Here is a 25,102-nt window from a genome sequence, read left to right on the forward strand (position 1 = left end):
TTGCCAAGCATAAGCGCAAGTCATACCTGTTGATTTGAAAATAATTCTAAAATTCAACTTTTAATTAAACCGATTCTAAATAACCAAAATAGAGGTTAAAATTTGTCGCTCATCGCTTAGTGCCTTATCTTTGTTGTACAAATAATTAACTACAATTATAATGAGCGGAATTCTAAATTCGTCGATTGGAAGAAAATTTGCTATGGCACTTTCAGCATTCTTCCTTATGATTTTTATCTTACAACATTTTGCAATTAATAGCCTTTCGGTAATCAATCCAGACACTTTTAATGAAGTCTCTCACTTTATGGGAACGTTTTGGGTGATTCAATACTTATTGCAACCTGTTCTGATTTTAGGTGTTATTTTCCATTTTGTAATGGGATTTGTTCTGGAGATAAAAAACAACAAGGCAAGACAAATTAGTTATGCAAAAAATAATGGTGCGGCCAATTCTACATGGATGAGTAGAAACATGATTTGGAGTGGTGGTTTTATTCTTGTGTTTCTTGTCATTCACTTTATCGATTTTTGGATTCCTGAAATAAACACAAAGTATATCGCTGGTGATATGTCTGGATTAATAGATCCAAATGTTGCTGATAGCGGTTACAGATACTACGAAGAATTAGTTCATAAATTTGAACCTATTTGGAGAGTTGCATTATACTGTTTAGGTTTTATATTCTTAGCGCTCCACTTATTGCATGGCTTTAATTCGGCATTCCAATCGGTTGGCGCAAACAATAAATACACAAAAGGTTTAAAAGGATTCGGAAAATTCTATGCTATTGTGATTCCTGTAGGATTTATTTTTATAGCATTATTCCATCATTTTTCTCACTAAAAAACACATCTAAATATGGCTTTAGATTCTAAAATACCAAACGGTCCAATTGCAGACAAATGGACAAATTATAAAAATCATATCGACTTAGTCAATCCAGCAAACAAACGTAATATTGATGTTATTGTTGTAGGTACTGGATTAGCTGGTGGATCGGCTGCGGCTACCTTAGCAGAGCTTGGTTATAACGTTAAAGCATTTTGTTTTCAGGATTCTCCAAGACGTGCGCATTCTATTGCTGCTCAAGGTGGAATTAATGCTGCAAAAAATTATCAGGGTGACGGCGATTCAACCTACAGATTGTTTTATGACACCGTAAAAGGTGGTGATTACCGTTCGCGTGAAGCTAACGTATATCGCTTGGCTGAAGTGTCTGCAAACATTATCGACCAATGTGTTGCGCAAGGAGTTCCTTTTGCACGTGAATATGGTGGTTTATTAGACAACCGCTCGTTTGGAGGCGTTTTAGTATCCAGAACATTTTATGCTGCCGGACAAACCGGACAACAATTATTATTAGGAGCCTATTCTGCCATGAACCGTCAAATTGGTCGTGGTAAAATTAAAATGTATAACCGTCATGAAATGTTAGACGTTGTTATCGTTGACGGAAAAGCTCGTGGTATTATCACACGTAATTTAATTACTGGTGAAATTGAAAGACACTCAGCCCATGCTGTCGTCTTAGGAACAGGTGGCTATGGTAATGTGTTTTTCTTATCAACTAACGCTATGGGTTCTAATGTAACAGCTGCATGGAAAGCACACAAACGTGGTGCTTACTTTGCGAATCCGTGTTACACACAAATTCACCCAACCTGTATTCCAGTATCTGGAGACCATCAGTCTAAGCTTACATTGATGTCGGAGTCTTTACGTAATGACGGACGTATTTGGGTGCCTAAAAAAATAGAAGATGTTGAAGCTATTCGCAATAAAACATTAAAGCCTAAAGATATTCCCGAAGCAGATCGCGATTATTACTTAGAACGTCGTTATCCTGCCTTCGGAAACCTTGTACCTCGTGATGTAGCTTCACGTGCTGCTAAAGAACGTTGTGATGCTGGTTATGGTGTTAATGCAACCGGTGAAGCGGTATTTTTAGATTTTGCTTCTGCGATTCAACGTTACGGAAAGGAGCAAGCTCACGTTAAAGGTTTAGATGAAAACGATGCTGCTTTAGTTAAAAAACTAGGGCAAGAGGTTGTTAAAAATAAATACGGAAACTTATTCCAGATGTATGAAAAAATTGTAGATCAAGATCCGTACAATACACCAATGATGATTTATCCAGCAGTGCATTATACCATGGGTGGAATCTGGGTAGATTATAACTTAATGACAACCGTTCCTGGTTTATACTGTATCGGTGAAGCCAATTTCTCAGATCATGGTGCTAACCGACTAGGAGCTTCGGCTTTAATGCAAGGTTTAGCCGATGGCTATTTTGTATTACCATATACCATTGGTGATTATTTATCTGATGATATTCGTACAGGACCAATTTCTACCGATACTAAAGAATTTGTCGCTGCTGAAAATGAGGTTAAAGAAAGACTAAATTTCTTTGTGACTAATGACGGACAACATTCTGTTGATTATTTCCACAAGAAATTAGGTAAAATCATGTGGAATAAAGTAGGAATGTCTCGTAACGTAAAAGGTTTAACCGAAGCCATTTCAGAAATAAAAGCGTTAAGAGAACAATTCTGGAAAGAGGTAAAAGTGCCGGGTACTAACGAAGAATACAATGAAGAATTGGCTAAAGCTGGACGTGTTGCAGATTTCTTAGAACTCGGGGAATTATTCGCTAAAGATGCTTTAAATAGAGAAGAATCTTGTGGTGGACATTTTAGAGAAGATGCTGTTGAACTCGATGGAGAGCAAAAAGGAGAAGCAAAGCGTGACGATGAAAACTTTGCTTATGTTGCCGCTTGGGAATACAAAGGAGAACCTAGTGATGCCGTTTTACATAAAGAACAACTCGAATTTAAAGACATCGAATTGAAACAAAGAAGTTATAAATAACCAACTAAACTAAACCGATGAATACGCATACGCTTAAATTAAAACTCAAAAGAATTGACCCTGTTAAATACGCAACTATTTCTGCCTTGCTAACAGCCTTAATTGTACTTATTTTATTTGTGCCATTCTTTCTGCTTTTTTCACTTGTAGGTGCTGGATCTGCTTCTGGTTTTGGTGAAGGAGCTGCTATTTTTGGAGGTGGCGTTTTTATCATCATTTTAGCACCAATTATTTATGGCGTTGTCGCCTTTATTGTCACATTAATTTCTACAGCATTACTCAACTTTATTTTAAAGAAAACGGGAGGTTTAGATATTGATTTTGAAAAAACCGGTTTAGAAATTTCTGAAATTGGTAAAGACCACAGAATAGAACAGTAAAAAACACTTGTTATGAACTTAACATTAAAAATATGGCGTCAAAAAAACGCCGATACCAAAGGGAAATTAGTCGACTATAGCCTTAGCGATGTGTCTCCAGATATGTCTTTTCTTGAAATGTTAGATGTTTTAAACGAACAGCTCATCAACAAAGGAGAAGAACCTGTTGCTTTCGATCATGATTGTCGTGAAGGCATCTGCGGAATGTGCTCACTGTATATTAATGGTGAAGCTCACGGACCCGATCGAGGTGTGACAACATGCCAACTCCACATGCGTATGTTTAAAGATGGAGATACAATCTATATCGAGCCTTTTAGAGCGAAAGCATTTCCTGTAATTAAAGATTTAATCGTCGATAGAAGTTCCTTTGATCGTATTCAACATGCTGGTGGATTTATTTCGGTAAATACCTCTGGAAACACGATTGATGCCAACGCCATTCCTGTTAATAAAGAAGATGCCGATGATGCGTTTGCAGCTGCCACCTGTATTGGCTGTGGTGCTTGTGTTGCTTCTTGTAAAAACTCAAGTGCAATGTTATTTGTTGGTGCCAAAGTATCGCAATTTGCCTTACTGCCACAAGGAAAAGTTGAAGCGACAGATCGTGTTTTAAATATGGTCAAACAAATGGATGAAGAAGGTTTTGGAAACTGTACCAATACTGGAGCTTGCGAAGTTGAATGTCCTAAAGGCATTTCTTTAGAAAACATTGCTCGTATGAATCAAGAGTATTTAAAAGCAGCGCTTAAAGGTTAAGCTAACCAACCAAATTCTAAATATATTTTAAGCCCAAGTTGTAGCGACTTGGGTTTTTTCGTTTCTTTATACTTCAAACAACAGCATGAACACGCCCTTATCATTTTATAAATCCGAATTAGCTCAACACCAAGCTGAAGTAAGTAGCCTTCAAAAACGGATGATACTTCTAAGTGCATTGCGCTTATCACTATTTATAGCCACCATTGCTGGTATATACTTCACTCGTTCTAATTGGCAAATCGCAACGGTGATTGGCATTATTGGATCTGGTGCCTTTCTATTCTTATTGTCAAAATATACAGATGTTAAAGCCAAACGAAAACGCCATCAAGCTCTCATTCAAATTAATGAAGAGGAGTTAAACATTGCAGCGGGTGATTTTCACCACAGAGATACGGGTTTACAATTTCAAGAGCCCAAACACTTTTATAGTTTAGATATCGATCTCTTCGGAAAAGGATCTTTTTTTCAATTCACCAACCGAACTAGCACTTCCGAAGGCCAAGAACAACTTGCCAATGCGCTCAAAGCTAATCAAATTGCGCACATTGAAAAACGTCAAAATGGCATTAGAGAATTATCTGAAAAACCGAAATGGTCCCAACTTTACGCTGCAACGGCAAGCTTAATACAAACCGAAACACCAGCTGTAAAAATAATTGAATGGTTAAAAACGCATCGGTCTTATATTCCAAATTTTATGAGATGGATTCCCTTGCTTTTTTCATTACTATCCTTGAGTTTATTAACCCTCGGAATTCTAAAAATAATAGATATAGTTTTGTTTGGATATTGGATTTTTGTCGGATTTGCAATCACAGGTGTCTATTTAAAAAATATCAATAAACTCGCTGTTAACAGTGATAAAATGAAAGACACCTTTAGGCAATATGCTGCGCTTTTACTCCAAATTGAAAATGAAGATTTTTCTTCAGAATTATTGAAAGAGAAACAGCAAAAAATTCAATCTGAAAACAAAAAAGCATCCGCAATTTTTTCCGAATTTTCGAAACATTTAGATGCTTTAGATAATCGAAATAATTTAATTGGAGCTGTTTTTGGAAATGGATACCTTTTATCCGATATTCGAAATGCTTACAGAGTTGAACAGTGGATTGCTAAATATGCGCACAAAGTTGAAGATTGGTTTGACGTGGTGTCTTTCTTTGATGCTTATAACAGCTTGGGCACTTATGCATTTAACCACCCAACACATGTATACCCTAAAATTCACAATAAAAAAGCGGTTATTGAAGCCAAAGATTTAGGACACCCTTTATTAGACCAATCCAAACGCGTTGATAGCAATGTTACTATAAATGACCAGGAGTTTTTTATTGTTACAGGTGCCAATATGGCTGGTAAAAGTACTTTTTTGAGAACCATTTCCTTACATATTGTGATGGCAAATATGGGCTTACCTGTTTGCGCAAGCTCTAGTAATTATACGCCTGTTAAACTTATTACAAGCATGCGAACCAGTGATTCACTAACTGATGACAGTAGTTATTTCTTTAGTGAATTAACTCGTTTAAAATTTATTGTTGATGCCATAGACAAAGAGCCTTATTTTATTATTCTGGATGAAATATTAAAAGGAACTAACAGTACAGATAAGGCTATAGGCTCCCGAAAGTTTGTAGAAAAACTAGTTGCCGGAAATGCCACAGGAATAATTGCGACCCATGATTTGAGCCTTTGCGAAATTTCTGAAGAACTCAACGAGGTCAAAAACTATTATTTTGATGCCGAGATTGTAAATGATGAACTCTATTTTGACTATAGATTTAAAAAAGGCATTTGTCAAAATATGAATGCAAGCTTTCTACTGAAGAAAATGGAGATTGTTTAAGTTTACGATGTCCTCAGAAGGAGGCAGATAATCAACTAAAAAATAGAAAACAAAAAACCCATTCTTTTCAGAATGGGTTTTTAAAATTTTAGAGATAAAATTCAATTAAGCTTCAAAAGGCTCAACAGAAACAAAAGATTTACCATCTTTTTTCTTTGTGAATTTTACGACACCATCAACTTTAGCGTGTAAAGTGTGGTCTTTTCCGCCATACACATTTTCACCTGGGTGATGTGTATTACCTCTTTGTCTTACGATAATGTTTCCAGCGATTGCCGCTTGTCCACCAAAAATCTTCACACCTAAGCGTTTCGATTCTGATTCTCTACCGTTTTTAGAACTACCTACTCCTTTTTTATGAGCCATTGTCTTAAGGTTTTATATTGTTATACTTAAGTGTTATTGAAATTTATTTTTCAATACCACCATCTAATCTGTCTTGTAATTCTTTAAGCTCGTCCCACTTTCCATCGGCAGCTAATTTCGCTTGCTTTGGCCAAGTATCTGTAACGATGTGTGCTAATCTTGAACTTGCTTCAGATAACACCGCGCTTAATTCTTCTGGTTTAGCTTTTGCAACTTTAGCAAAAGTTTCATATCCAGCATTTACCAATGCTTCAGCAGCTTTTGGTCCAGCACCTTCAATTTTCTTTAAATCGTCGGCCTTTCCTGTTGCTTTTTTAACAGCAGCTTTAGGTGCCGCTTTTTTAGCTTCAGTTTTTGCTTCTACTTTTGGTTCAGCTTTTTTAGTTTCTTTTTTTGGAGCAGCTTCTTTTGCTGGCTTAGCTCCTGAAGAAACGATAGTTTCGATTACGATTTCAGATAAAGATTGTCTGTGTCCATTTTTTACACGGTAACCTTTTCTTCTTTTCTTTTTGAAAACTATCACTTTATCACCTTTAAGGTGCTTTAAGACTTTAGCACTTACTTGTGCTCCGTCTATAGCTGGGGCGCCTAAAGTTACATTGTTACCATCGCCTATTAAAAGAACATTATCGAAAGAAACTTTCTTACCTTCTTCTACTGCTAAACGGTTAACAAAAACTTTTTGGTCTTTTTCAACTTTAAATTGATGCCCTGCTATCTCTACAATTGCGTACATAGCGTAACGTTTTTATTAATTATTTTGTTCAAAATGTGTGCTATCTCTTCAGAAAGCGGGTGCAAATATACATTCTAATTAATTAATTTACAAACGATTTATAAGTTTTGATTTAATTCTCTCGTATTTATCATTTTATGCAAAAATCAGGAGGCATCACTTTTAAACTCCATAAAACAACTGAAACTCAAATTTTAAGATTTTTTTCTCAGTAAAAATGCGAAAAAAGGTATCCCTATTCCCTATTTTTGTGGAATTAGTGTAACTTTTTATCTAAATGGTACACTAATCACGCAACTTGAAAATAATGAAATCAAACTCACAATTAATTTAAAACAAATCACAATGAAAAAATGCTTATTATTTTTAACTTCTTTGATGCTTGTTGGTGTTGTTGCCAATGCTCAAAAAGTTGAATTTGAAGAATTTGATCTAGAAAACGGACTTCATGTCATTCTACATCAAGATAATACGGCTCCTGTAGTCACCGTTGGTGTCATGTATGACGTAGGAGGAAAAGATTTAGGAGGAAGCCCAGAAGCACCTCGTACAGGCTTTGCTCACTTTTTTGAACACCTTTTATTTGAAGGAACAAAAAATATAGATCGTGGAGAATGGTTTAAAATTGTATCATCTAATGGTGGAAGCAATAATGCCAATACATCTCTTGACAGAACTTATTATTATGAAGTTTTTCCGTCAAACAGTTTAGAATTAGGACTTTGGATGGAATCTGAGCGTATGTTTCACCCAGTGATTGATCAGGTTGGAGTCGACACTCAAAACGAGGTCGTAAAAGAAGAAAAACGTTTACGTTATGACAACTCTCCTTATGGTCAGTTTTTGTTCGCTGTAAGCGAAAACTTATTTAAAAACCACCCTTATAAAAACAAAAATATTGGTGAAATGGCAGACTTAGATGCGTCTACTTTAGCAGAATTTCAACAGTATTTTAAAGATTGGTATGGACCAAACAATGCCGCTTTAGTCGTTGCTGGAGATATTGATAGCAAAGAAGCTAAAAAACTTGTTGAGAAGTATTTTAAAGATATTCCTAGTAGACCAGTTCCAACAAGAAACTTCCCAAAAGAAGAGCCAATTACTGAAACTATTAAGACCAAATACCACGATCCAAATATTCAGATTCCTGCGATTATAGCAGCCTATAGAACACCAGGTTTTAAAAGTCGTGATGCCTATGTATTAAGTATGGTTTCTACCTACTTAAGTGATGGTAAGACTTCAAAATTATACAAGAAAATAGTCGACGATAAAAAAATGGCGCTTCAGGTAGGGGCTATTAATATTGACCAAATGGATTATAGTATTTATGCGGTTTACGGGTTGCCTTTAGGAGATACGTCACTAGACGCATTGCTTGCCGAAATAGATGAAGAAATTGTAAAAATGCAAAATGAATTAATTTCAGAAAAAGACTTTGAAAAACTTCAAAACAAAATTGAAAATCGCTTTGTAAACTCAAACTCAAGTGTTCAGGGTATTGCAAATTCTCTGGTTAGATATTATATGTTGTACGATGATGTCAATTTAATTAATAATGAAATTGAAATCTTCCGTTCTATTACGCGTCAAGAAATTCAAGATGTCGTAAAAAAATACTTAAATCCTAACCAACGTGTCGAGTTAGAATACTTACCAAAAGATAAAAGTGAGAACTAAAAAATAAGATGAAAATGAAATTTAAAATATCAATATTATTAGTCGCATTTTTAATGTCTGCTGGTGCTTTTGCCCAACTAGACCGCTCAAAAATGCCAGAACCAGGACCAGCTCCAAAAATTTCTCTGGAGAAACCTGAAGAATTTAAACTTAAAAACGGATTAACTGTTTTAGTTGTCGAAAACCACAAACTTCCTAGAGTTTCGTATTCGTTAACTATTGACAACAAACCAATGACTGTTGGCGAAAAAGCCGGTGTTGAAAGTTTAATTGGTGCCATGATGGGTAACGGAACGAAAAACATCTCTAAAGATGAATTTAATGAAGAGGTTGACTTTTTAGGAGCACGAATCAATTTTAGTTTTAGTGGTGGCTTTGCGAGTTCTTTATCGAAATACTCTGATCGCATTTTAGAATTAATGGCAGATGCAGCTATCAATCCATTATTAACTGAAGAAGAATTCGAGAAAGAAAAAGAAAAACTTATCGAAGGTCTTAAAACCAACGAAAAAAGTGTAGACGCTGTTGCAAGCCGAGTAGGTGCCGCTTTATCGTATGGAAAAAAACATCCTTACGGTGAATTTACGACCGAAGAAACTGTTAAAAACGTAACATTTGGAGATGCTGTAGCCTTTTATGAAAAATACTTTAATCCAAACAACGCTTATTTAGTAGTGGTTGGTGATGTTGATTACAAAGACATTAAAAAGCAGATTGAAAAACATTTTAGTAAATGGGAAAAATCTGTAGGTGTAGATTACACGGTTCCTAATGAAGCGCCTAACGCTCAGTATACACAAATTAACTTCGTAGACATGCCTAATGCTGTTCAGTCTAACATTTCTGTGACTAACAATGTGGATTTAGAAACGAAAGATGCCGACTACCATTCTGTTTTAATTGCTAACCGAATTTTTGGTGGTGACTTTAACAGTTATTTAAATATGAACCTTCGTGAAAAACATGGGTATACTTATGGTGCTCGTTCTAGTGTTGGTACAGACAAATACGCTTCTCGATTTAGTGCTGGTGCTGCCGTTAGAAATATGGTAACAGATAGTGCAGTTGTGAATACCTTAAAAGAAATAAACCGTATTAAAACAGAACTTGTAGATCAGGAAACACTTAAAAATGTAAAAGCGGCTTATGTTGGTCAATTTGTTATGGCTTTAGAAAGCCCACAAACCATAGCTCGTTATGCACTAAATATTAAATTAAACGATCTTCCTGAAGATTTTTACACCACCTATTTACAAAAAATCAATGCCGTTACAGCTGATGATGTAAAACGTGTTGCTAACAAATACTTTAAAACTGAAAACGCACGTATTGTTGTCGTTGGAAAGGGAAGTGAAGTTTTAGAAAATCTTGAAAAAACAGGAATTCCTATCAAGTATTATGATGCTTATGCTAACGAAACAGAAAAGCCAACTTACGATATAGAAATGCCTGCCGATATGGATGCTAGCAAAGTAATGCAAGCCTATATTGATGCCATAGGAGGTCGTGCTGCTCTTGATAAAGTAAATTCTGTTTACATGACTGCTGAAGCTGAATTACAGCCAGGTATGATGATGAATTTAGCAATGAAGAAAACCGTAAAGAATCAAATGCTTCAAGAAATCAATGTGATGGGACAATCTCAAAAACAGGTTTTAGATGGTAATTCTGGTTACTCGTTTGCTCAAGGACAAAAGAAAGAAATGACTGAAGATGAAGTAAAAGAAGCTCAAATAGAATCTTCGCCTTTCCCAGAAGTTAACTATCTAAATGGTGATGTGACTCTTGAAAAAATTGAAATGGTAGAGGGTGTAAAAGCTTATAAAATCAAAGTTGACGATGTTACAAGCATCTACTACAATGTTGAAACTGGTTTAAAAATTAAAGAGCTTAAAACTAGTGAAGCTGGTTCTCAATCTACATTCTATTCAGATTATAAAGAAGTGGCTGGAATTAAGTTTCCGTTTACTATTGGTCAAACTATGGGCCCAAGACGTTTTGATTTCAAAATCAAAGAAATTAAAGTAAATGAAGGTGTGAGTGATGCCGATTTTGACTAAATCCTAGCACATATCATATTAAAAAAATCCGGAGTATATACTTCGGATTTTTTTTATGGCTTTCGCTTATGCGCTAAATACACGCCTAAAAGAATAATCCCACTGGCTAATACCTGTATCACACTAAAGCTTTCGCCATCTAATAATCCCCAACCCAAAGCGACGATAGGCATTAAATAAGTAACTGATGACGCAAACACTGGTGTCGAAATCTGTACCAAGGTATTAAACAACACTTTCGCAAGTGCAGTACCAAAAAATGATAAAATCACCACATACACAACAGACATTTGAAAATCTGGATTTTGATAGGTATGCTCGGTAAAAAAATCGGTGCCTAATAAAATAAGTAATGCTGGTATAAATATGGCCACATAATTACCAGTAGCAATACTTAAAGGCGATGTATTCTGAAGGTGTTTTTTTATGATGTTGACATTTAAAGCGTACATCACAGTTGCGATAATCACAAAACCAGCATATAAATAATTTTGATTCGGATTTAAATCAGCACCTTTTAAAATTAATATACTCGTGCCAATAAAACCAATAATCACACCTAATATCTGACGTTTGGTAGACGCTATTTTAAAAACCGCAAAACCAAATAATACGGTATTGAGTGGCACTAAAGAATTTAAAATAGAAGCGATAGCACTATCAATTTCGGTTTCGGCAATGGCAAATAAAAAGGCTGGAATAAATGATCCTAAAAACCCCGAAATTACAATCCATTTCCATTCTCTTTTTTTTATCCGTTTTAAGCTTTTTAAACCTACAGCAAATAAAAAAATCCCAGTGATGATGGTCCGCAACGCTCCCAATTGATAAGGCGTTAATCCCAGTAAAGATTTTTTGATTAGAATGAAGGAGCTTCCCCAGATTATCGATAAAATCAGCAGGTAAACCCACTTAACGTTGATTTTTCCCATAGGTGTCTTAAGTAATTCACAAAATTCGTTAATTTTCATGCAAGGAACATCAATATTTATTAAGTTTGTTCATAATTCTATTTAAAATAACTATGAAGACATTAAAAAATATAGTAGCGATTGCATTAATTTCTGTATCAATGGTGGCTTGTAAAAGCGAAACAACACCTGAGGTGAAAACTGTTGAAACTTCGTCAGAAATAAATACGAATGCTGCAAAAAAATTAGATCCTAACGCTACCTATGCCAAAGCAGAATTTGGTATCGAAGGAATGACCTGCGCTATGGGTTGTGCAAAATCTATCGAAAAGAAAATAGCAAAAATGGATGGCGTCAAATCTGCTAAGGTCGATTTTGACAAAGAACTCGCCATGGTTGAATATGACGAAGCTATGGTTACACCAACAACCTTAGAAGAAGCGGTTGCAAAAGCAGGAGACACTTACAAAGTGAAAGACATGAAAACAGTAACATCATTTTCTTCTGAAAAATACGAATGTAAAGGCGAAGGAAAAGCTTGTTGTGCCAATAAAACTGAGAAAGAAAAAATGGCCTGTGCCGAAGATTGTAAAAAAGACTGTTGTGCTGGAAAAGCATAACCCAACATTTATATAATGAAAAGAGCCACTCAAACAGAGTGGCTTTTTTATGACCAGGATTTGTAAGGATACAAACTCAATTGCGAATTGTAATACCGCTCATCGCCTGTAACTTCCTGCCCTAACCATTTGGGTATGTTATAGACTTCATCTTGATGATTTAATTCAACTTCTGCTATAATTAAACCTTCATTGTCTTCTAAAAATACATCTACTTCAAACACATGATCTCCAACCTGAACCTCATACCTTATTTTATCAATAACCCCTGTTTCACAAATCTTTAATAAAGCTTCAGCATCTTTTTTTGAAATTTCTTTTTCCCATTCAAAACGCGATACACCATCACTCGAAGAACGCCCTTTAACGGTTAAAAACCCTTTGTCACCTTTAAGCCTTACTCTAACAGTTCGGTCTGGATGCGTATTCAAAAACCCCTGAACAATTCGAGTTTGTAAATGAGAATCAGCTATAAAATCTTGAGAATTCACTAAAAATTTACGTTCTATTTCTATCATTAAAAAAGACATTTAATGTCTAAATTTACACTATGCTTAACAATTTACCAATAAGAAAAATTATTCATGTCGATATGGATGCGTTTTACGCTTCTGTAGCGCAAATGGATAACCCTAAACTTAAAGGTAAACCTATTGCGGTTGGAGGTGGTGGTACTCGTGGTGTTATTAGTGCTGCCAGTTATGAGGCTCGGAAATTTGGTGTTAAAAGTGCCATGTCTGGACGCTTGGCCATAAAATTATGTCCGGAACTGATCTTTGTTCGAACCGATTTTGCACGTTATACCGAAATTTCTAAAAAAGTCCGACGCATATTTTATGACTATACTGATTTAGTGGAACCGCTTTCTCTTGATGAAGCTTATTTAGACGTTACCGAAAACAAAAAAGGAAACCCAAGTGCGTCATTATTAGCTCAAGAAATTAGAACGCGCATTTTTAATGAGGTTGGTTTAACAGCATCGGCTGGTATTTCTATCAATAAATTTATTGCTAAAGTTGCCAGCGATTACAATAAGCCTAACGGACAAAAAACAGTGAATCCCGAGGAGGTACTTCAGTTTTTAGAAGATTTGGATATTCGAAAGTTTTACGGTGTTGGAAAAGTTACTGCCGAAAAAATGTACCAAAAAGGCATTTTTACAGGCAAAGATTTAAAAGCTAAATCTCTTGAATATCTCGATGAAAACTTCGGAAAATCGGGACGTTATTATTATTACATTGTTCGCGGGATTCAAAACAGTGAAGTGAAGCCAAATCGCATCAGGAAATCCCTAGCAGCCGAACGTACCTTTAGCGAAAATTTATCCTCGGAAATCTTTATGCTCGAAAAGCTAGATCATATTGCTGAAGAAGTTGCCAAACGACTCCAAAAAAGTAAAGTGGCTGGAAAAACCATCACTCTAAAAATCAAATACAGCGATTTTACATTACAAACCCGAAGTAAAACTCTAGCCTATTATATTAGTGACAAAAGTTTGATTTTAGAAACGGCTAAAGATTTATTGTATCAAGAAAAAATGAGTAATTCTGTACGTTTGCTGGGCATTTCGCTATCTAATTTAAATACTGAAAAAAACAAAAAAGAAAAGCCCAAAGCCGACCTAGATAAAATGGTAAGTGTACAGCTTAAATTTGATTTTTAAATGCTAAATCTTGTTAACCATATCACTATTTTAAGATATTGTTTATAAATTTAAGCTAAAACCAATCCCTATGAAGTATGTAATTATCGCCATATTAAGCCTGTTACTATGGAATTGTAAGGATCAAAATCAGGCAGAGAGCCAAGAAGAAAAACCTGTTAAAACTAAAAACATCGTGTCCAAAGAAGGAGCAGTTCATCCTGTTGCTCCAGAGCTTTTTTCTCAGTTTATCAATGTGAGAGATTTTACAATTAATACTGAAGGGAATGAAGCTTATTTCACTTTATTAAGTCCAGCACGAGAACTTTCTGTTATCATGCGTATACAAAAGGAGAACAACGCATGGAGCGAACCTAAAATCACCAGTTTTTCTGGACAATATATAGATTTAGAGCCTTATTTGTCGCCTGACGGTTTACAACTTTATTTTGCTTCTAACCGACCTGTTTCTAAAGACAGTACTCATACAAAAGACTTTGATATTTGGTATGTCGAACGTTCTCAAAAAGACAGCAAATGGTCTGAACCTAAGCATATCAAAGCGCCCGTAAATTCAACTTATGATGAATTTTATCCTGCGATTACTTTATCTAAAAACCTTTATTTCACAGCCATCAAAGAAGGTATGAATGGACAAGATGATATTTTTATGAGCCGCTGGAATGGCAACAGCTACGAAGAACCCATAGCTTTGAGTGAAGGTGTCAATACCAAAGGTGCTGAGTTTAATGCTTATGTAGCTCCTGATGAATCTTATATTTTATTTAGCGGTTGGCGTAGACCTGACGGAATTGGAAGTGGTGATTTATATATGAGCAAACGAGAACAAGGCAAATGGCAAACGGCTGTAAACTTAGGAGCAACTATCAATTCAGAACACACAGATTATTGTCCGTTTGTAAATACTGTAACCGGAACGCTCTATTTTACAAGCCGAAGAAGTTATGTTGAAAAAAAGGACGCAGGATATACCAATTATAATGAACTTTTGACTGAAATCAACAGGTATGATAATGGCTCGAGTCGCATTTATAAAGTGGATATTACCGATTTAATTTCCCAATAAGTCATTAAAAACAACCACGCTTTTCATAAGATGAACATCAAAAAACGTGTGAAATATTCATTACTCTAAAATAACATTAATGAGTAAAGCACGACTTTTGGGTAACACCCAATTTAAAAACTACAACTTGTAATTTCGGTAACTCTTAAAGTATTTACCATTCCCTTATCCTGAATTGGCATAGCTGCTAAACTAATGAGCATGTCACCAACCTCAAGATAGCCTTTTTTACAGGCAATGGCATTTACGTCTTCAATGGTTTCGTCTGTACTTACAAACTTATCGTAGTAAAAGGCTTCAACACCCCAAAGCAAACTGAGTTGTGTTAAGATGCGCTTATTAGAAGTAAATACTAAAATATGAGCAGATGGTCTCCAGGCCGAAATTTGAAATGCGGTATAGCCCGAATTGGTTAATGTTGAAATGGCTTTTGCACTAATTTCATTTGCCATATGAGCAGCGTGGTAACAAATAGATTTTGTAATGTAACGCTTGGTTTTAATGTGTGGAGGTGATTGCGGAACTTTAATTAAGTCTGAATCTTCAACACTTCGAATAATATTTGCCATTTGACGAATCACCTGAACCGGATAACTTCCAACCGAAGTTTCACCAGATAACATCACTGCATCGGCGCCATCCATAACCGAATTGGCTACATCATTAACCTCAGCACGTGTTGGTGTTAAACTAGTTATCATGGTTTCCATCATTTGAGTTGCAATGATTACCGGAATTCTAGCACGTTTAGCGCGTAACACTAATTTTTTCTGAATTAATGGTACTTCTTCCGCAGGAATTTCAACACCTAAATCACCACGAGCCACCATCAAACCATCACAATAGGCTACAATCTTATCGATATTTTCTACAGCTTCGGGTTTTTCGATTTTGGCAATAATCGGAATTTTATGATCGCTATGTTCTTTAATAAGTTCTTCGAGTTGCATTAAATCTTCAGCATGACGAACAAAAGATAAAGCCATCCAATCCACTTTTAAACCACAGGCGAAAATAGCATCTTCAACATCCTTTTCAGTTAAAGCTGGTTGAGAAATGTTCGTATTTGGAAGATTCACGCCTTTTTTAGAACGCAGAGGTCCACCTTGAATCACTTTGGCTTTGACTTCAGACTTTCTATCAGTAGAAACGACTTCAAAAATTAATTTTCCATCATCTAAAAGAATACGTTCTCCAGGTTTAGCATCTTGAGGAAACTTGTCATAAGTCATATACACACGTTCTTTGGTGCCTTCAAAACGTTTTCCTGTGGCAAAAATAATTTCGTCTCCTTCGTTAACAATAACTTCCCCTTTCATGACTCCAACTCGTAGTTTTGGGCCTTGCAAATCGGCAAGAATCGAAGCGTTAAAACCAAACTCTTCGTTTAAGTCTCTAATCATTTTCACGCGCTCTTCAACATCTTTATAATCGGCATGAGAAAAATTGATTCGAAATACATTGGCACCTTCAATCAACATGTTTTTAAGCACTTCTTTGCTGCTAGTTGCTGGTCCTAAGGTGGCTACTATTTTAGTTTTCTTGGTTCGTAACATTAGTCAAAAATTAGGTGGTCTTTAGATTTTATTTGGTCAATATCTACACTATAAGTTGTAATAACTTGAGGTATAGATTGAATTTTATTTAAAATTAATTTCTCGTTAAAATGGCGGTGTTCATTAGACACTTTAATGAGATAATCTACAGTTTTTAATTCGGGTAAAAGATTAACAGTTCTTCTAATTGTTGTTGGGTTTTGAAACAATGACCCTGAACTTTGGAGCGCAGCTTCTTCTTTTTTACATACGTTTGAAACTAAATTCCAAACCGTATCAAATTTTGTGTTTTCCCATTCATAAATTGAAAAGGATGCTGCAAAATAATTGTAATCCAGGTCTTGAGGTTTTCGAACTAAATTAAGCCCTAAATGTTTATTTAAAAGATAGGCTAATCGATAATCTTCTAGTCTACAATGAATCGCTAACAGTGAAAAAGAAGCATCATAAAAATCGTCAACAACTAACTTGTGTAATGCCATAATTAATCAAATACAAGTTGTAAATATAGTATATAAAAGCTATTTAATTGTGAAGTTTTGGTTAATCTTATAACACGTATAGCAACGAAAACGTTGTAGTTAATGAAATTTATTTAGAGGATTTAAAACCCTTTAGTAATTTCTTTCTGAAAGGCAAAAAATGCACGTTTGGAAGCTTTTTCTTCGGCTTTCTTTTTTGAAGTCGCTCGCGCTTTAGAAACAACTTTATCATCAATAGACAGCTTAACCGAAAAATGCTTTAAATCGTCATTTCCTGTGTCTTCATACACATTGTAATCAAAGGTCTTTTTTTCTTTTTGACACCATTCTATAAGCAAACTTTTATAACTGATTACACGTCCTTCTAAAGTCTCGATATCGACATGAGGTTTAATGACGCGTTTGTAAATAAACTGTTCACAATACTTATAACCTTTATCTAAATAAATAGCACCAACAAGCGCTTCAAAAAGGTTGCCGTGAATATTATTTCCGAAGTTAGATTTCGGAATTTTACTTTCCACTAAATCAATCAGTTTCAACTCCTTACCTAATTCATTAAGGTGTTCTCTACTTACTACTTTAGAGCGCATTTTTGTAAGATAACCTTCATCGCCATGAGGTACTTTTTCGAATAAATAGGCAGCAATTACTGCACTTAACATAGCGTCTCCAACAAACTCAAGCCTTTCATAATTTATTGCATTTCCTTTTTTGTCCTTAATATTCATAGAACGATGCGTGAATGCTTTAATGTAGAGGGATTTATTTTTGACCTTATAGCCTAAAATAGTGTTGAGTAATAAAAAAAAATTCCCGCCTTTATCAGCACGGGAATTTTTTAGTATGTTACGAATGAAACTCATTCGGGATTTAATCTATTTTTTTGAATAATACACAAGCGTTATGACCGCCAAATCCAAACGTATTACTCATTGCAACTTTAATATCTCTTTTCTGAGCTTTATTGAGTGTTAAATTTAATTCTGGATCTATGTTTTCGTCAACCGTTTCATGATTGATTGTTGGCGGTACAATACCATGCTCCATAGCTAAAATAGAAGCAATAGCTTCAATAGCTCCCGCAGCTCCCAACAAGTGACCTGTCATAGATTTAGTAGAATTAATATTTATAGTTTTAGCGTGGCTTCCAAATACTTCAGATATAGCTTTTAATTCGGCAACATCTCCTAAAGGTGTTGATGTTCCGTGTGTATTAATGTGATCTACATCTTCAGGATTCAAACCAGCATTCTGCAAACAATTTTTCATAACTGCAACAACACCAATTCCGTCAGGATGTGGCGCAGTCATATGATAGGCATCAGACGATAACCCACCACCTACAACTTCAGCATAAATTTTAGCACCTCTAGCTTTGGCATGTTCGTACTCTTCTAAAACGATAGCACCTGCTCCTTCACCTAATACAAAACCGTCACGGTTAGCATCAAATGGTCTGGAAGCTGTTTCTGGGCTATCATTACGAGTAGACATAGCGTGCATGGCGTTAAAACCTCCCATACCAGCAATCGTTACTGCTGCTTCACTTCCACCAGTAATAATGACATCGCAATGACCTAAACGTATTGTGTTTAAGGCATCAATCATTGAATTGGCAGAGGACGCACAAGCAGAAACTGTTGTATAGTTAGGGCCCATGAAACCATATTTAATAGATATGTTTCCTGGAGCTATATCGGCAATCATTTTTGGAATAAAGAACGGGTTAAAACGAGGTGTACCATCACCAGCCGCATAGTTTAGCACTTCTTCTTGAAATGTTTCTAAGCCACCAATACCAGCTCCCCAAATAACGCCAACTCTTAATTTGTCTACAGCATCAAGATCAAGTTTCGAGTCTGCGATAGCTTCATCTGAAGCCACCATTGCATACTGCGAAAACTTATCCATTCGCTTTGCTAATTTCCTATCAATAAAGTCAGTAACTTCAAAGTTTTTTACTTCACAAGCGAACTGCGTTTTGAACTTTTCAGCATCAAAATGCGTCACAGGTGCAGCGCCACTTTTACCACTAACAAGTGCATCCCAATATTCATCTTTGGTATTGCCTATTGGTGTAAGTGCACCTAAACCGGTAACTACTACTCGCTTTAATTCCATAAAATAAAGTTCTTATTTTGCTTCTTCTATATAAGATACAGCTTGACCAACTGTTGCAATATTTTCAGCTTGATCGTCTGGGATTTGAATATCGAATTCTTTTTCAAATTCCATGATTAACTCGACAGTATCTAATGAATCTGCTCCTAAATCGTTTGTGAAGCTCGCTTCAGTAACAACTTCGTTTTCATCAACTCCTAATTTGTCTACGATAATCGCTTTTACTCTTGATGCAATGTCTGACATAATTTTTTAATTTTAAGTTTTAATTAGGTCGCAAAAATAAAAAAACTTTATTTCAATACACACCTTTAATTTAAAAATGTGATTGTAATTTACTAAAATTACTTTGAAGATTTTAGCTTTTGCGTTCTAATTGTTAATTATTATTCTTTTTTTTGTTCTGAATAATAGTAACCGATTGTCTGTAAATGAAACGTATTGTAATCTTTGCGTCCGGAAGTGGAACCAATGCTGAAAATTTAATTAAGTTTTTTCACAACAGAGAAAATGCTTCTGTTATTCAGGTACTCACTAACAATCCTCATGCCAAAGTTTTAGATCGTGCCAAAAAACTAAAGGTTAGCGCACTGTCATTCAACAAAATAGCATTTACCGAAACAAGTGATGTCCTTAACATTCTAAAATCTGTTCAGCCTAGTTTAATTGTCTTAGCTGGTTTTCTCTGGAAATTTCCTGAAAGCATTTTGGCAGAGTTTCCTAATAAAGTGATTAACATTCATCCAGCCTTACTTCCAAAATATGGCGGAAAAGGCATGTATGGCATGCATGTTCATAAAGCTATTGTTGCTAACAAAGAACCAGAAACAGGAATCACTATTCATTATGTAAATGAACATTATGACGAAGGTGCGATTATTTTTCAGGCGAAATGCAAGGTAAATGCAACGGATACTGCTGAAGAGGTTGCTGCTAAAATTCATACATTAGAGATGGAACATTTTCCGAAGGTTGTGGAAAAGCTTTTAAAATAAATGACTGTCACATCGAGCAGAGTCGAGATGCTATGAAGTGCAAAATAATATAAAGAGACACCCACTTTCGTGAGTGCTAAAGATGAGTAAAAAAAAGAAAAAATATTATACGGTTTGGAAAGGACACCACACTGGTGTTTTTGAATCTTGGGATGACTGTAAAGCACAAATCAAGGATTTTCAAGGGGCACAGTATAAATCCTTTGCCACTTTTGACGCTGCAAAAAAAGCCTTAAAAGGCAACTATAAAGATTATATTGGCAAGAGCAAAAAATTTACCAGCGAACTTTCCGAAGCACAACTCAAAAAAATTGGTCAGCCTAATTATAAGTCTATCTCAGTTGACGCAGCCTCTTCAGGTAATCCTGGTAAAATGGAATATCGTGGTGTAGAGACCAAATCAAAAAAACAGTTATTTATTCAAGGTCCTTTTGAAGAAGGGACAAATAATATTGGTGAATTTTTAGCTATTGTACATGGTTTGGCTTTTTTGAAAAAGAAAAACAGTGACTTTATTATTTATACCGACTCAAAAACAGCCATGAGTTGGGTGCGGAAAAAAACCTGTAATACCAAACTAGAGCGTAATGCAAAAAATAAAACCTTATTCGAATTGGTTGATCGTGCCGTAGATTGGTTAAAAAACAATACATACAACACAACCATTGTAAAATGGGAAACCAAAGCTTGGGGTGAAATTCCTGCAGATTTTGGTCGAAAATAAATTCGCTTTTTAGTCCTTAAAAAATGTATATTTGCAGCAAATTTTAAACGCTTTATGAGCAAATTAGTTATAGTAGGTACGGTCGCTTTTGACGCTATCGAAACCCCTTTCGGAAAAACAGACAAAATTCTTGGTGGTGCTGCAACCTTTATTGGTTTAGCGGCTTCTCATTTTGATGTAGATGCAGCAGCAGTTTCGGTTGTTGGTGGTGATTTTCCTCAGGAATATTTAGATTTATTAGTAAACAAAAACATTAATATTGAAGGTGTTGAAATCGTAAAAGACGGCAAAACCTTCTTCTGGAGTGGGAAATATCATAACGATATGAACTCGAGAGATACCTTAGTGACAGAGCTGAATGTTTTAGAGCATTTTAATCCTGTCGTTCCGGAAGCTTATCAAGATGCAGAAGTTGTGATGCTCGGAAATTTACATCCGCTTACACAGCAAAGTGTACTTGATCAAATGGCCAAGAAGCCTAAGCTTGCTATTTTAGACACAATGAATTTCTGGATGGATATTGCGCTTGACGATTTACATGCGGTTATAAAAAATATTGATGTGATTACCATTAACGATGAAGAAGCCCGACAACTTACAGGAGAATACTCTCTGGTGGTCGCTGCTCGTAAAATTCATGAAATGGGTCCTCAATATGTCGTGATTAAAAAAGGAGAACATGGCGCATTATTATTTCATAATGACCATATGTTTTACGCTCCAGCTTTACCGTTAGAAGAAGTGTTTGACCCAACAGGTGCAGGAGATACTTTTGCTGGTGGATTTGCGGGTTATTTAGCAAAAACAGAAGACTATTCGTTTGAAAATATGAAAAACGCTGTCATTTACGGCTCCACATTAGCCTCATTCTGTGTCGAGAAATTTGGTACAGAGCGTATGCAAAACATATCTAAAGACGATGTCGAATACCGATTAAAAGAGTTTAAACGACTTACACAGTTTAATATTGAATTATCATAAACCAACGCGCTCAACATTGAGCGCGTTTTTTAATTAATACTAAATCCGAAATTTTATAATTTTGGTACACGCAAAAACAACAACACAACAATGAGCGATGCTTTAAAACATGAATGCGGAATTGCACTCATAAGACTTAAAAAACCATTAGAGTATTATAAAGAAAAATATGGTAGTGCATTTTACGGCGTTAATAAAATGTATCTCATGATGGAAAAACAGCACAATCGCGGACAAGATGGTGCTGGATTTGCAAGCATAAAATTAGATACCAAACCTGGAGAGCGTTATATAAGTCGTGTACGCTCTATTGCGCAGCAACCTATACAAGATATTTTTGCTCAAATTAATGAGCGTATAAATGATGAGCTTACCGAACATCCCGAATATCAAAACGATGTAGCCTTACAAAAAAGACATATTCCCTATGTTGGCGAATTACTGTTAGGACATGTACGCTACGGAACGTTTGGAAAAAACAGTGTTGAAAGTGTTCACCCTTTTTTAAGACAAAATAACTGGATGCATAGAAATCTTATCGTAGCTGGTAATTTTAATATGACTAATGTAAATCAGTTGTTTGATGGTTTGGTACAATTAGGTCAGCACCCAAAAGAAAAGGCTGATACCATTACTATAATGGAAAAAATTGGTCATTTTTTAGACGATGCAGTCGCTAAGATTTATAAAAAACTTAAAAAAGAAGGTTATAATAAAAACGAGTGTTCGCCACTAATTGCCGAACGACTTAATGTTGCTAAAATCTTAAAAAAATCATCAAAAAACTGGGATGGTGGTTATGCGATGGCAGGACTTTTAGGCCATGGAGATTCGTTTGTTTTGCGTGATCCTTCTGGGATTCGCCCAGCTTATTACTATGAAGACGATGAGATTGTAGTTGTCGCTTCAGAGCGTCCAGTCATACAAACCGTTTTTAATGTCAATTTTGATGATGTTAAAGAGCTAGCTCCTGGTCATGCCATCATTACTAAAAAATCTGGGGAGGTTTATATTGAAGAAATCATAACGCCTTTAGAACGAAAAGCGTGTTCTTTCGAGCGTATTTATTTTTCCCGCGGAAGTGATGCCGAAATATATCAAGAACGTAAAAACCTTGGTAAACTATTAATGCCAAACGTATTAGAGGCAATTGATAACGACACTAAGAATACCGTGTTTTCTTATATTCCAAATACCGCGGAAACGTCTTTCTTCGGAATGATAGAAACTGTTGAAAAACATTTAAACGAAAAGAAAACGCAGGCCATTTTAGATGGTAACGGGAAACTATCTGCAGAACGTGTCACTGAAATTCTTTCAGAACGACCACGCATTGAAAAGATTGCAATTAAAGATGTTAAGCTTCGGACGTTTATTACGGAAGACAGTAGTCGGGATGACTTGGTTGCTCACGTTTATGATGTAACCTATGGTGTCATCAAATCAACAGACAATTTAGTCATTATCGATGATAGTATTGTAAGAGGAACTACGCTCAAAAAGAGTATCATTAAAATGATGGATCGTTTGAATCCAAAACAAATCGTTGTAGTGTCTTCAGCACCGCAAATTAGATATCCTGATTGCTACGGAATCGATATGGCTAACCTTGAAAGCCTTATCGCTTTTAGAGCCATGCTGGAACTTTTAAAAGAGCGTGACAAATACCATTTAGTTGAAGAGGTCTATCATAAATGTAAAGCTCAACTGGAATTAAAAGATAGTGAGGTTAAAAACTTTGTCAAAGACTTATATAGTGAATTTACAGCTGATGAAATTTCTGATAAGATTGCAGAGTTAATTTCAGATGATACTGTAAAAGCAAAAGTGAAGACAATCTTTCAACCTATAGAAAATCTACATAAAGCCTGTCCGAAAAATTTAGGAGATTGGTATTTCACTGGAAATTATCCAACCGATGGTGGTAACCGAGTGGTTAACAGAGCTTTCGTGAATTTTTATGAAGGAAATCAAGAAAGAGCTTATTAGATAAACGGCTCATTTATGGCACTTTATCCCAAAAAAGTGCATTTCGCCCGATAAAAGTGCATTTCGTCTAATATTTAACAAATCTTAGATAATAAACACATACATTGGTATCACCATAACATAAGTAGGTTAAGTTCATGGTAGATTTGGGGCAAAAAAAGGTGAACTTCTGTTCACCTTTTTTTATGGACATAGGTTTAAACACTTCTTAAATTAAACCTAAAAAAATCACTTCCGTTTTGTTTTTTTATAACGCATTACAAGTCAACGCATTTATATGATTACTTAAAGTTCATGTTTATTCAAGCTGTTCAACCTTCAGGACCACCGTTTTTTCCGTTTAAGCCAATTTATTCGTCGTTGGTCTAATAAATTAAATTATTAAATAAAAGTGCTGTTATATTTGTTTCACCATAACATAAGTAGGTTAAGTTTATGGTAGATTTGGGGCAAAAAAGTCGGACTCTCGTCCGGCTTTTTTCATTTTAAGTCTAATCCAAATAAGCCTTTTTAGTTTCCGAAGCCAACTAACAGATATAAAAAAAAGCAAACTCTAATAGAGTTTGCTTTTATGTATCTAAAATTTGAAATACTTACTTCGCTTCAGCATAACGACGCTCAACTTCATTCCAGTTAACAACTTTAAAGAAAGCGTCAATATAGTCTGGACGTCTATTTTGATAATTTAAATAATAAGCGTGTTCCCAAACATCTAATCCTAAAATTGGTGTGCCACCACAAGTAACACCTGGCATTAATGGATTATCTTGATTAGGTGTCGAGCAAACCTCAACTTTTCCACCTTTATGAACACAAAGCCAAGCCCATCCCGATCCAAATTGCGTTGCAGCAGCTTTACTAAAAGCTTCAACAAAGGCATCTTTTGAACCAAATTCGGCCTCAATAGCATCTTTTAAATCTCCAGATAAATACCCTTTATCTTCAGGATTCATAACATCCCAAAATAATGAATGGTTATAAAAACCGCCACCATTATTTCTAACAGCTTTGTTATCCATGTCTAGATTTCCTAAAATAGACTCTATAGATTTTCCTTCTAAATCAGTGCCTTCAATAGCGGCATTCAATTTAGTGGTATAGCCATTGTGATGTTTAGTGTGATGTATTTCCATTGTACGTGCATCAATATGTGGTTCTAATGCATCGTATGCGTATTTTAATTTCGGTAATTCGAAAGCCATAATAATTAGTTTTTTAATTGTTAATACTTAATAACCTCAAATTTACGCATAAAACAGCGCAATTAAAAATATTAAATA

24 protein-coding genes are annotated in these 25,102 nt (G+C 35.4%); 14 read left to right on the forward strand and 10 right to left on the reverse strand.

All coding sequences use genetic code 11. The features are described from left to right. Positions 1 to 160: 160 nt before the first annotated feature. From N4270_RS05270 to N4270_RS05290, 5 genes are all read left to right on the forward strand, one after another. A complete protein-coding gene (locus tag N4270_RS05270) occupies positions 161 to 847 on the forward strand; it encodes a succinate dehydrogenase cytochrome b subunit (protein WP_260095889.1) in 687 nt (228 codons plus the stop codon). A gap of 15 nt (positions 848 to 862) precedes the next feature. Further along, complete coding sequence (locus N4270_RS05275) at positions 863 to 2,875, forward strand: fumarate reductase/succinate dehydrogenase flavoprotein subunit (protein WP_260095890.1); 2,013 nt, start codon at positions 863 to 865, stop codon at positions 2,873 to 2,875. A 17-nt stretch (positions 2,876 to 2,892) separates the two neighbouring features. Next, entirely contained in the window at positions 2,893 to 3,255 is a 363-nt protein-coding gene (locus N4270_RS05280) for a hypothetical protein (RefSeq protein WP_260095891.1), read from the forward strand. Between the two features lie 12 nt (positions 3,256 to 3,267). After that, positions 3,268 to 4,014: a succinate dehydrogenase/fumarate reductase iron-sulfur subunit gene (locus N4270_RS05285; protein WP_260095892.1), complete on the forward strand. Its 747-nt coding sequence runs from the start codon at positions 3,268 to 3,270 to the stop codon at positions 4,012 to 4,014. A gap of 85 nt (positions 4,015 to 4,099) precedes the next feature. Beyond that, positions 4,100 to 5,869, forward strand: coding sequence for a DNA mismatch repair protein MutS (locus tag N4270_RS05290; RefSeq protein ID WP_260095893.1), 1,770 nt, complete (start codon positions 4,100 to 4,102; stop codon positions 5,867 to 5,869). Between the two features lie 105 nt (positions 5,870 to 5,974). Here N4270_RS05290 and rpmA read toward each other — a convergent pair whose 3' ends face one another. Together rpmA and rplU are read right to left on the reverse strand one after the other, a co-directional pair. After that, positions 5,975 to 6,235: a 50S ribosomal protein L27 gene (gene rpmA, locus N4270_RS05295; RefSeq protein ID WP_260095894.1), complete on the reverse strand. Its 261-nt coding sequence runs from the start codon at positions 6,233 to 6,235 to the stop codon at positions 5,975 to 5,977. A 43-nt stretch (positions 6,236 to 6,278) separates the two neighbouring features. Next, positions 6,279 to 6,971, reverse strand: a complete 693-nt coding sequence (gene rplU, locus N4270_RS05300) for a 50S ribosomal protein L21 (protein WP_260095895.1) — start codon at positions 6,969 to 6,971, stop codon at positions 6,279 to 6,281. Positions 6,972 to 7,316: 345 nt separating this feature from the next. Here rplU and N4270_RS05305 point away from each other — a divergent pair, with 345 nt between their 5' ends. Together N4270_RS05305 and N4270_RS05310 are read left to right on the forward strand one after the other, a co-directional pair. Then, on the forward strand, positions 7,317 to 8,651 hold the full coding sequence (locus tag N4270_RS05305; protein WP_260095896.1) for a pitrilysin family protein: 1,335 nt from the start codon (positions 7,317 to 7,319) through the stop codon (positions 8,649 to 8,651). Positions 8,652 to 8,665: 14 nt separating this feature from the next. After that, positions 8,666 to 10,711: a pitrilysin family protein gene (locus N4270_RS05310; RefSeq protein WP_260095897.1), complete on the forward strand. Its 2,046-nt coding sequence runs from the start codon at positions 8,666 to 8,668 to the stop codon at positions 10,709 to 10,711. A 53-nt stretch (positions 10,712 to 10,764) separates the two neighbouring features. Here the strand turns inward: N4270_RS05310 and N4270_RS05315 are convergent, their stop codons facing one another. Then, positions 10,765 to 11,643 carry a DMT family transporter gene (locus tag N4270_RS05315; RefSeq protein WP_260096133.1) on the reverse strand — a complete coding sequence of 293 codons (879 nt, stop codon included), beginning with the start codon at positions 11,641 to 11,643 and terminating at the stop codon, positions 10,765 to 10,767. A gap of 92 nt (positions 11,644 to 11,735) precedes the next feature. Here N4270_RS05315 and N4270_RS05320 point away from each other — a divergent pair, with 92 nt between their 5' ends. Then, positions 11,736 to 12,242 (forward strand): heavy-metal-associated domain-containing protein, encoded by a 507-nt coding sequence (locus tag N4270_RS05320; protein ID WP_260095898.1) that lies wholly within the window; start codon positions 11,736 to 11,738, stop codon positions 12,240 to 12,242. Between the two features lie 47 nt (positions 12,243 to 12,289). On the opposite strand, the gene N4270_RS05325 is transcribed toward N4270_RS05320, so the two are convergent. After that, entirely contained in the window at positions 12,290 to 12,760 is a 471-nt protein-coding gene (locus N4270_RS05325) for a CYTH domain-containing protein (protein WP_260095899.1), read from the reverse strand. Positions 12,761 to 12,792: 32 nt separating this feature from the next. Here N4270_RS05325 and dinB point away from each other — a divergent pair, with 32 nt between their 5' ends. Both dinB and N4270_RS05335 read left to right on the forward strand, forming a co-directional pair. Continuing rightward, on the forward strand, positions 12,793 to 13,905 hold the full coding sequence (gene dinB / locus N4270_RS05330) for a DNA polymerase IV (RefSeq protein ID WP_260095900.1): 1,113 nt from the start codon (positions 12,793 to 12,795) through the stop codon (positions 13,903 to 13,905). 70 nt (positions 13,906 to 13,975) lie between these two features. Beyond that, positions 13,976 to 14,971 carry a hypothetical protein gene (locus N4270_RS05335; protein WP_260095901.1) on the forward strand — a complete coding sequence of 332 codons (996 nt, stop codon included), beginning with the start codon at positions 13,976 to 13,978 and terminating at the stop codon, positions 14,969 to 14,971. Positions 14,972 to 15,084: 113 nt separating this feature from the next. On the opposite strand, the gene pyk is transcribed toward N4270_RS05335, so the two are convergent. The 5 genes from pyk to N4270_RS05360 form a co-directional block, all read right to left on the reverse strand. Then, positions 15,085 to 16,527, reverse strand: coding sequence for a pyruvate kinase (pyk, locus tag N4270_RS05340; RefSeq protein ID WP_260095902.1), 1,443 nt, complete (start codon positions 16,525 to 16,527; stop codon positions 15,085 to 15,087). Continuing rightward, positions 16,527 to 17,009: an IPExxxVDY family protein gene (locus tag N4270_RS05345; RefSeq protein ID WP_260095903.1), complete on the reverse strand. Its 483-nt coding sequence runs from the start codon at positions 17,007 to 17,009 to the stop codon at positions 16,527 to 16,529. The genes pyk and N4270_RS05345 overlap by 1 nt, the downstream gene beginning before the upstream one ends. Positions 17,010 to 17,131: 122 nt before the next feature. Next, complete coding sequence (gene rnc, locus N4270_RS05350; protein ID WP_260095904.1) at positions 17,132 to 17,875, reverse strand: ribonuclease III; 744 nt, start codon at positions 17,873 to 17,875, stop codon at positions 17,132 to 17,134. Between the two features lie 7 nt (positions 17,876 to 17,882). Further along, the gene (gene fabF, locus N4270_RS05355; protein WP_260095905.1) at positions 17,883 to 19,133 is read right to left on the reverse strand and encodes a beta-ketoacyl-ACP synthase II; all 1,251 of its coding nucleotides are present in this window, start codon (positions 19,131 to 19,133) and stop codon (positions 17,883 to 17,885) included. Positions 19,134 to 19,145: 12 nt separating this feature from the next. Continuing rightward, entirely contained in the window at positions 19,146 to 19,379 is a 234-nt protein-coding gene (locus N4270_RS05360; RefSeq protein WP_013750595.1) for an acyl carrier protein, read from the reverse strand. 185 nt (positions 19,380 to 19,564) lie between these two features. Between N4270_RS05360 and N4270_RS05365 the strand changes: the two genes are divergently transcribed. The 4 genes from N4270_RS05365 (at position 19,565) to N4270_RS05380 (ending at position 23,822) form a co-directional block, all read left to right on the forward strand. Next, complete coding sequence (locus N4270_RS05365; protein WP_260095907.1) at positions 19,565 to 20,128, forward strand: phosphoribosylglycinamide formyltransferase; 564 nt, start codon at positions 19,565 to 19,567, stop codon at positions 20,126 to 20,128. An 82-nt stretch (positions 20,129 to 20,210) separates the two neighbouring features. After that, a complete protein-coding gene (locus tag N4270_RS05370) occupies positions 20,211 to 20,852 on the forward strand; it encodes a ribonuclease H family protein (protein WP_260095908.1) in 642 nt (213 codons plus the stop codon). 54 nt (positions 20,853 to 20,906) lie between these two features. After that, positions 20,907 to 21,833 carry a PfkB family carbohydrate kinase gene (locus N4270_RS05375; protein ID WP_260095909.1) on the forward strand — a complete coding sequence of 309 codons (927 nt, stop codon included), beginning with the start codon at positions 20,907 to 20,909 and terminating at the stop codon, positions 21,831 to 21,833. 90 nt (positions 21,834 to 21,923) lie between these two features. Then, positions 21,924 to 23,822 carry an amidophosphoribosyltransferase gene (locus tag N4270_RS05380; RefSeq protein WP_260095910.1) on the forward strand — a complete coding sequence of 633 codons (1,899 nt, stop codon included), beginning with the start codon at positions 21,924 to 21,926 and terminating at the stop codon, positions 23,820 to 23,822. A 593-nt stretch (positions 23,823 to 24,415) separates the two neighbouring features. On the opposite strand, the gene N4270_RS05385 is transcribed toward N4270_RS05380, so the two are convergent. Continuing rightward, entirely contained in the window at positions 24,416 to 25,024 is a 609-nt protein-coding gene (locus tag N4270_RS05385; RefSeq protein ID WP_260095911.1) for a superoxide dismutase, read from the reverse strand. Between the last annotated feature and the right edge of the window lie 78 nt (positions 25,025 to 25,102).

The organism is Psychroserpens sp. SPM9 (assembly GCF_025153525.1).
Lineage (GTDB): Bacteria > Bacteroidota > Bacteroidia > Flavobacteriales > Flavobacteriaceae > Psychroserpens.

Coding starts and splice junctions, on each gene's coding strand:
- N4270_RS05320 (WP_260095898.1), top strand. CDS start 11,736: ATGAAGACATTAAAAAATATAGTAGCGATTGCATTAATTTCTGTATCA.
- N4270_RS05380 (WP_260095910.1), top strand. CDS start 21,924: ATGAGCGATGCTTTAAAACATGAATGCGGAATTGCACTCATAAGACTT.
- N4270_RS05370 (WP_260095908.1), top strand. CDS start 20,211: ATGAGTAAAAAAAAGAAAAAATATTATACGGTTTGGAAAGGACACCAC.
- N4270_RS05360 (WP_013750595.1), bottom strand. CDS start 19,379: ATGTCAGACATTGCATCAAGAGTAAAAGCGATTATCGTAGACAAATTA.
- N4270_RS05270 (WP_260095889.1), top strand. CDS start 161: ATGAGCGGAATTCTAAATTCGTCGATTGGAAGAAAATTTGCTATGGCA.
- rnc (WP_260095904.1), bottom strand. CDS start 17,875: ATGAGTTTCATTCGTAACATACTAAAAAATTCCCGTGCTGATAAAGGC.
- pyk (WP_260095902.1), bottom strand. CDS start 16,527: ATGTTACGAACCAAGAAAACTAAAATAGTAGCCACCTTAGGACCAGCA.
- fabF (WP_260095905.1), bottom strand. CDS start 19,133: ATGGAATTAAAGCGAGTAGTAGTTACCGGTTTAGGTGCACTTACACCA.
- N4270_RS05365 (WP_260095907.1), top strand. CDS start 19,565: ATGAAACGTATTGTAATCTTTGCGTCCGGAAGTGGAACCAATGCTGAA.
- N4270_RS05325 (WP_260095899.1), bottom strand. CDS start 12,760: ATGATAGAAATAGAACGTAAATTTTTAGTGAATTCTCAAGATTTTATA.
- N4270_RS05275 (WP_260095890.1), top strand. CDS start 863: ATGGCTTTAGATTCTAAAATACCAAACGGTCCAATTGCAGACAAATGG.
- N4270_RS05290 (WP_260095893.1), top strand. CDS start 4,100: ATGAACACGCCCTTATCATTTTATAAATCCGAATTAGCTCAACACCAA.
- rpmA (WP_260095894.1), bottom strand. CDS start 6,235: ATGGCTCATAAAAAAGGAGTAGGTAGTTCTAAAAACGGTAGAGAATCA.
- N4270_RS05345 (WP_260095903.1), bottom strand. CDS start 17,009: ATGGCATTACACAAGTTAGTTGTTGACGATTTTTATGATGCTTCTTTT.
- rplU (WP_260095895.1), bottom strand. CDS start 6,971: ATGTACGCAATTGTAGAGATAGCAGGGCATCAATTTAAAGTTGAAAAA.
- N4270_RS05305 (WP_260095896.1), top strand. CDS start 7,317: ATGAAAAAATGCTTATTATTTTTAACTTCTTTGATGCTTGTTGGTGTT.
- N4270_RS05285 (WP_260095892.1), top strand. CDS start 3,268: ATGAACTTAACATTAAAAATATGGCGTCAAAAAAACGCCGATACCAAA.
- N4270_RS05385 (WP_260095911.1), bottom strand. CDS start 25,024: ATGGCTTTCGAATTACCGAAATTAAAATACGCATACGATGCATTAGAA.
- N4270_RS05310 (WP_260095897.1), top strand. CDS start 8,666: ATGAAATTTAAAATATCAATATTATTAGTCGCATTTTTAATGTCTGCT.
- N4270_RS05280 (WP_260095891.1), top strand. CDS start 2,893: ATGAATACGCATACGCTTAAATTAAAACTCAAAAGAATTGACCCTGTT.
- N4270_RS05335 (WP_260095901.1), top strand. CDS start 13,976: ATGAAGTATGTAATTATCGCCATATTAAGCCTGTTACTATGGAATTGT.
- N4270_RS05315 (WP_260096133.1), bottom strand. CDS start 11,643: ATGGGAAAAATCAACGTTAAGTGGGTTTACCTGCTGATTTTATCGATA.
- N4270_RS05375 (WP_260095909.1), top strand. CDS start 20,907: ATGAGCAAATTAGTTATAGTAGGTACGGTCGCTTTTGACGCTATCGAA.
- dinB (WP_260095900.1), top strand. CDS start 12,793: ATGCTTAACAATTTACCAATAAGAAAAATTATTCATGTCGATATGGAT.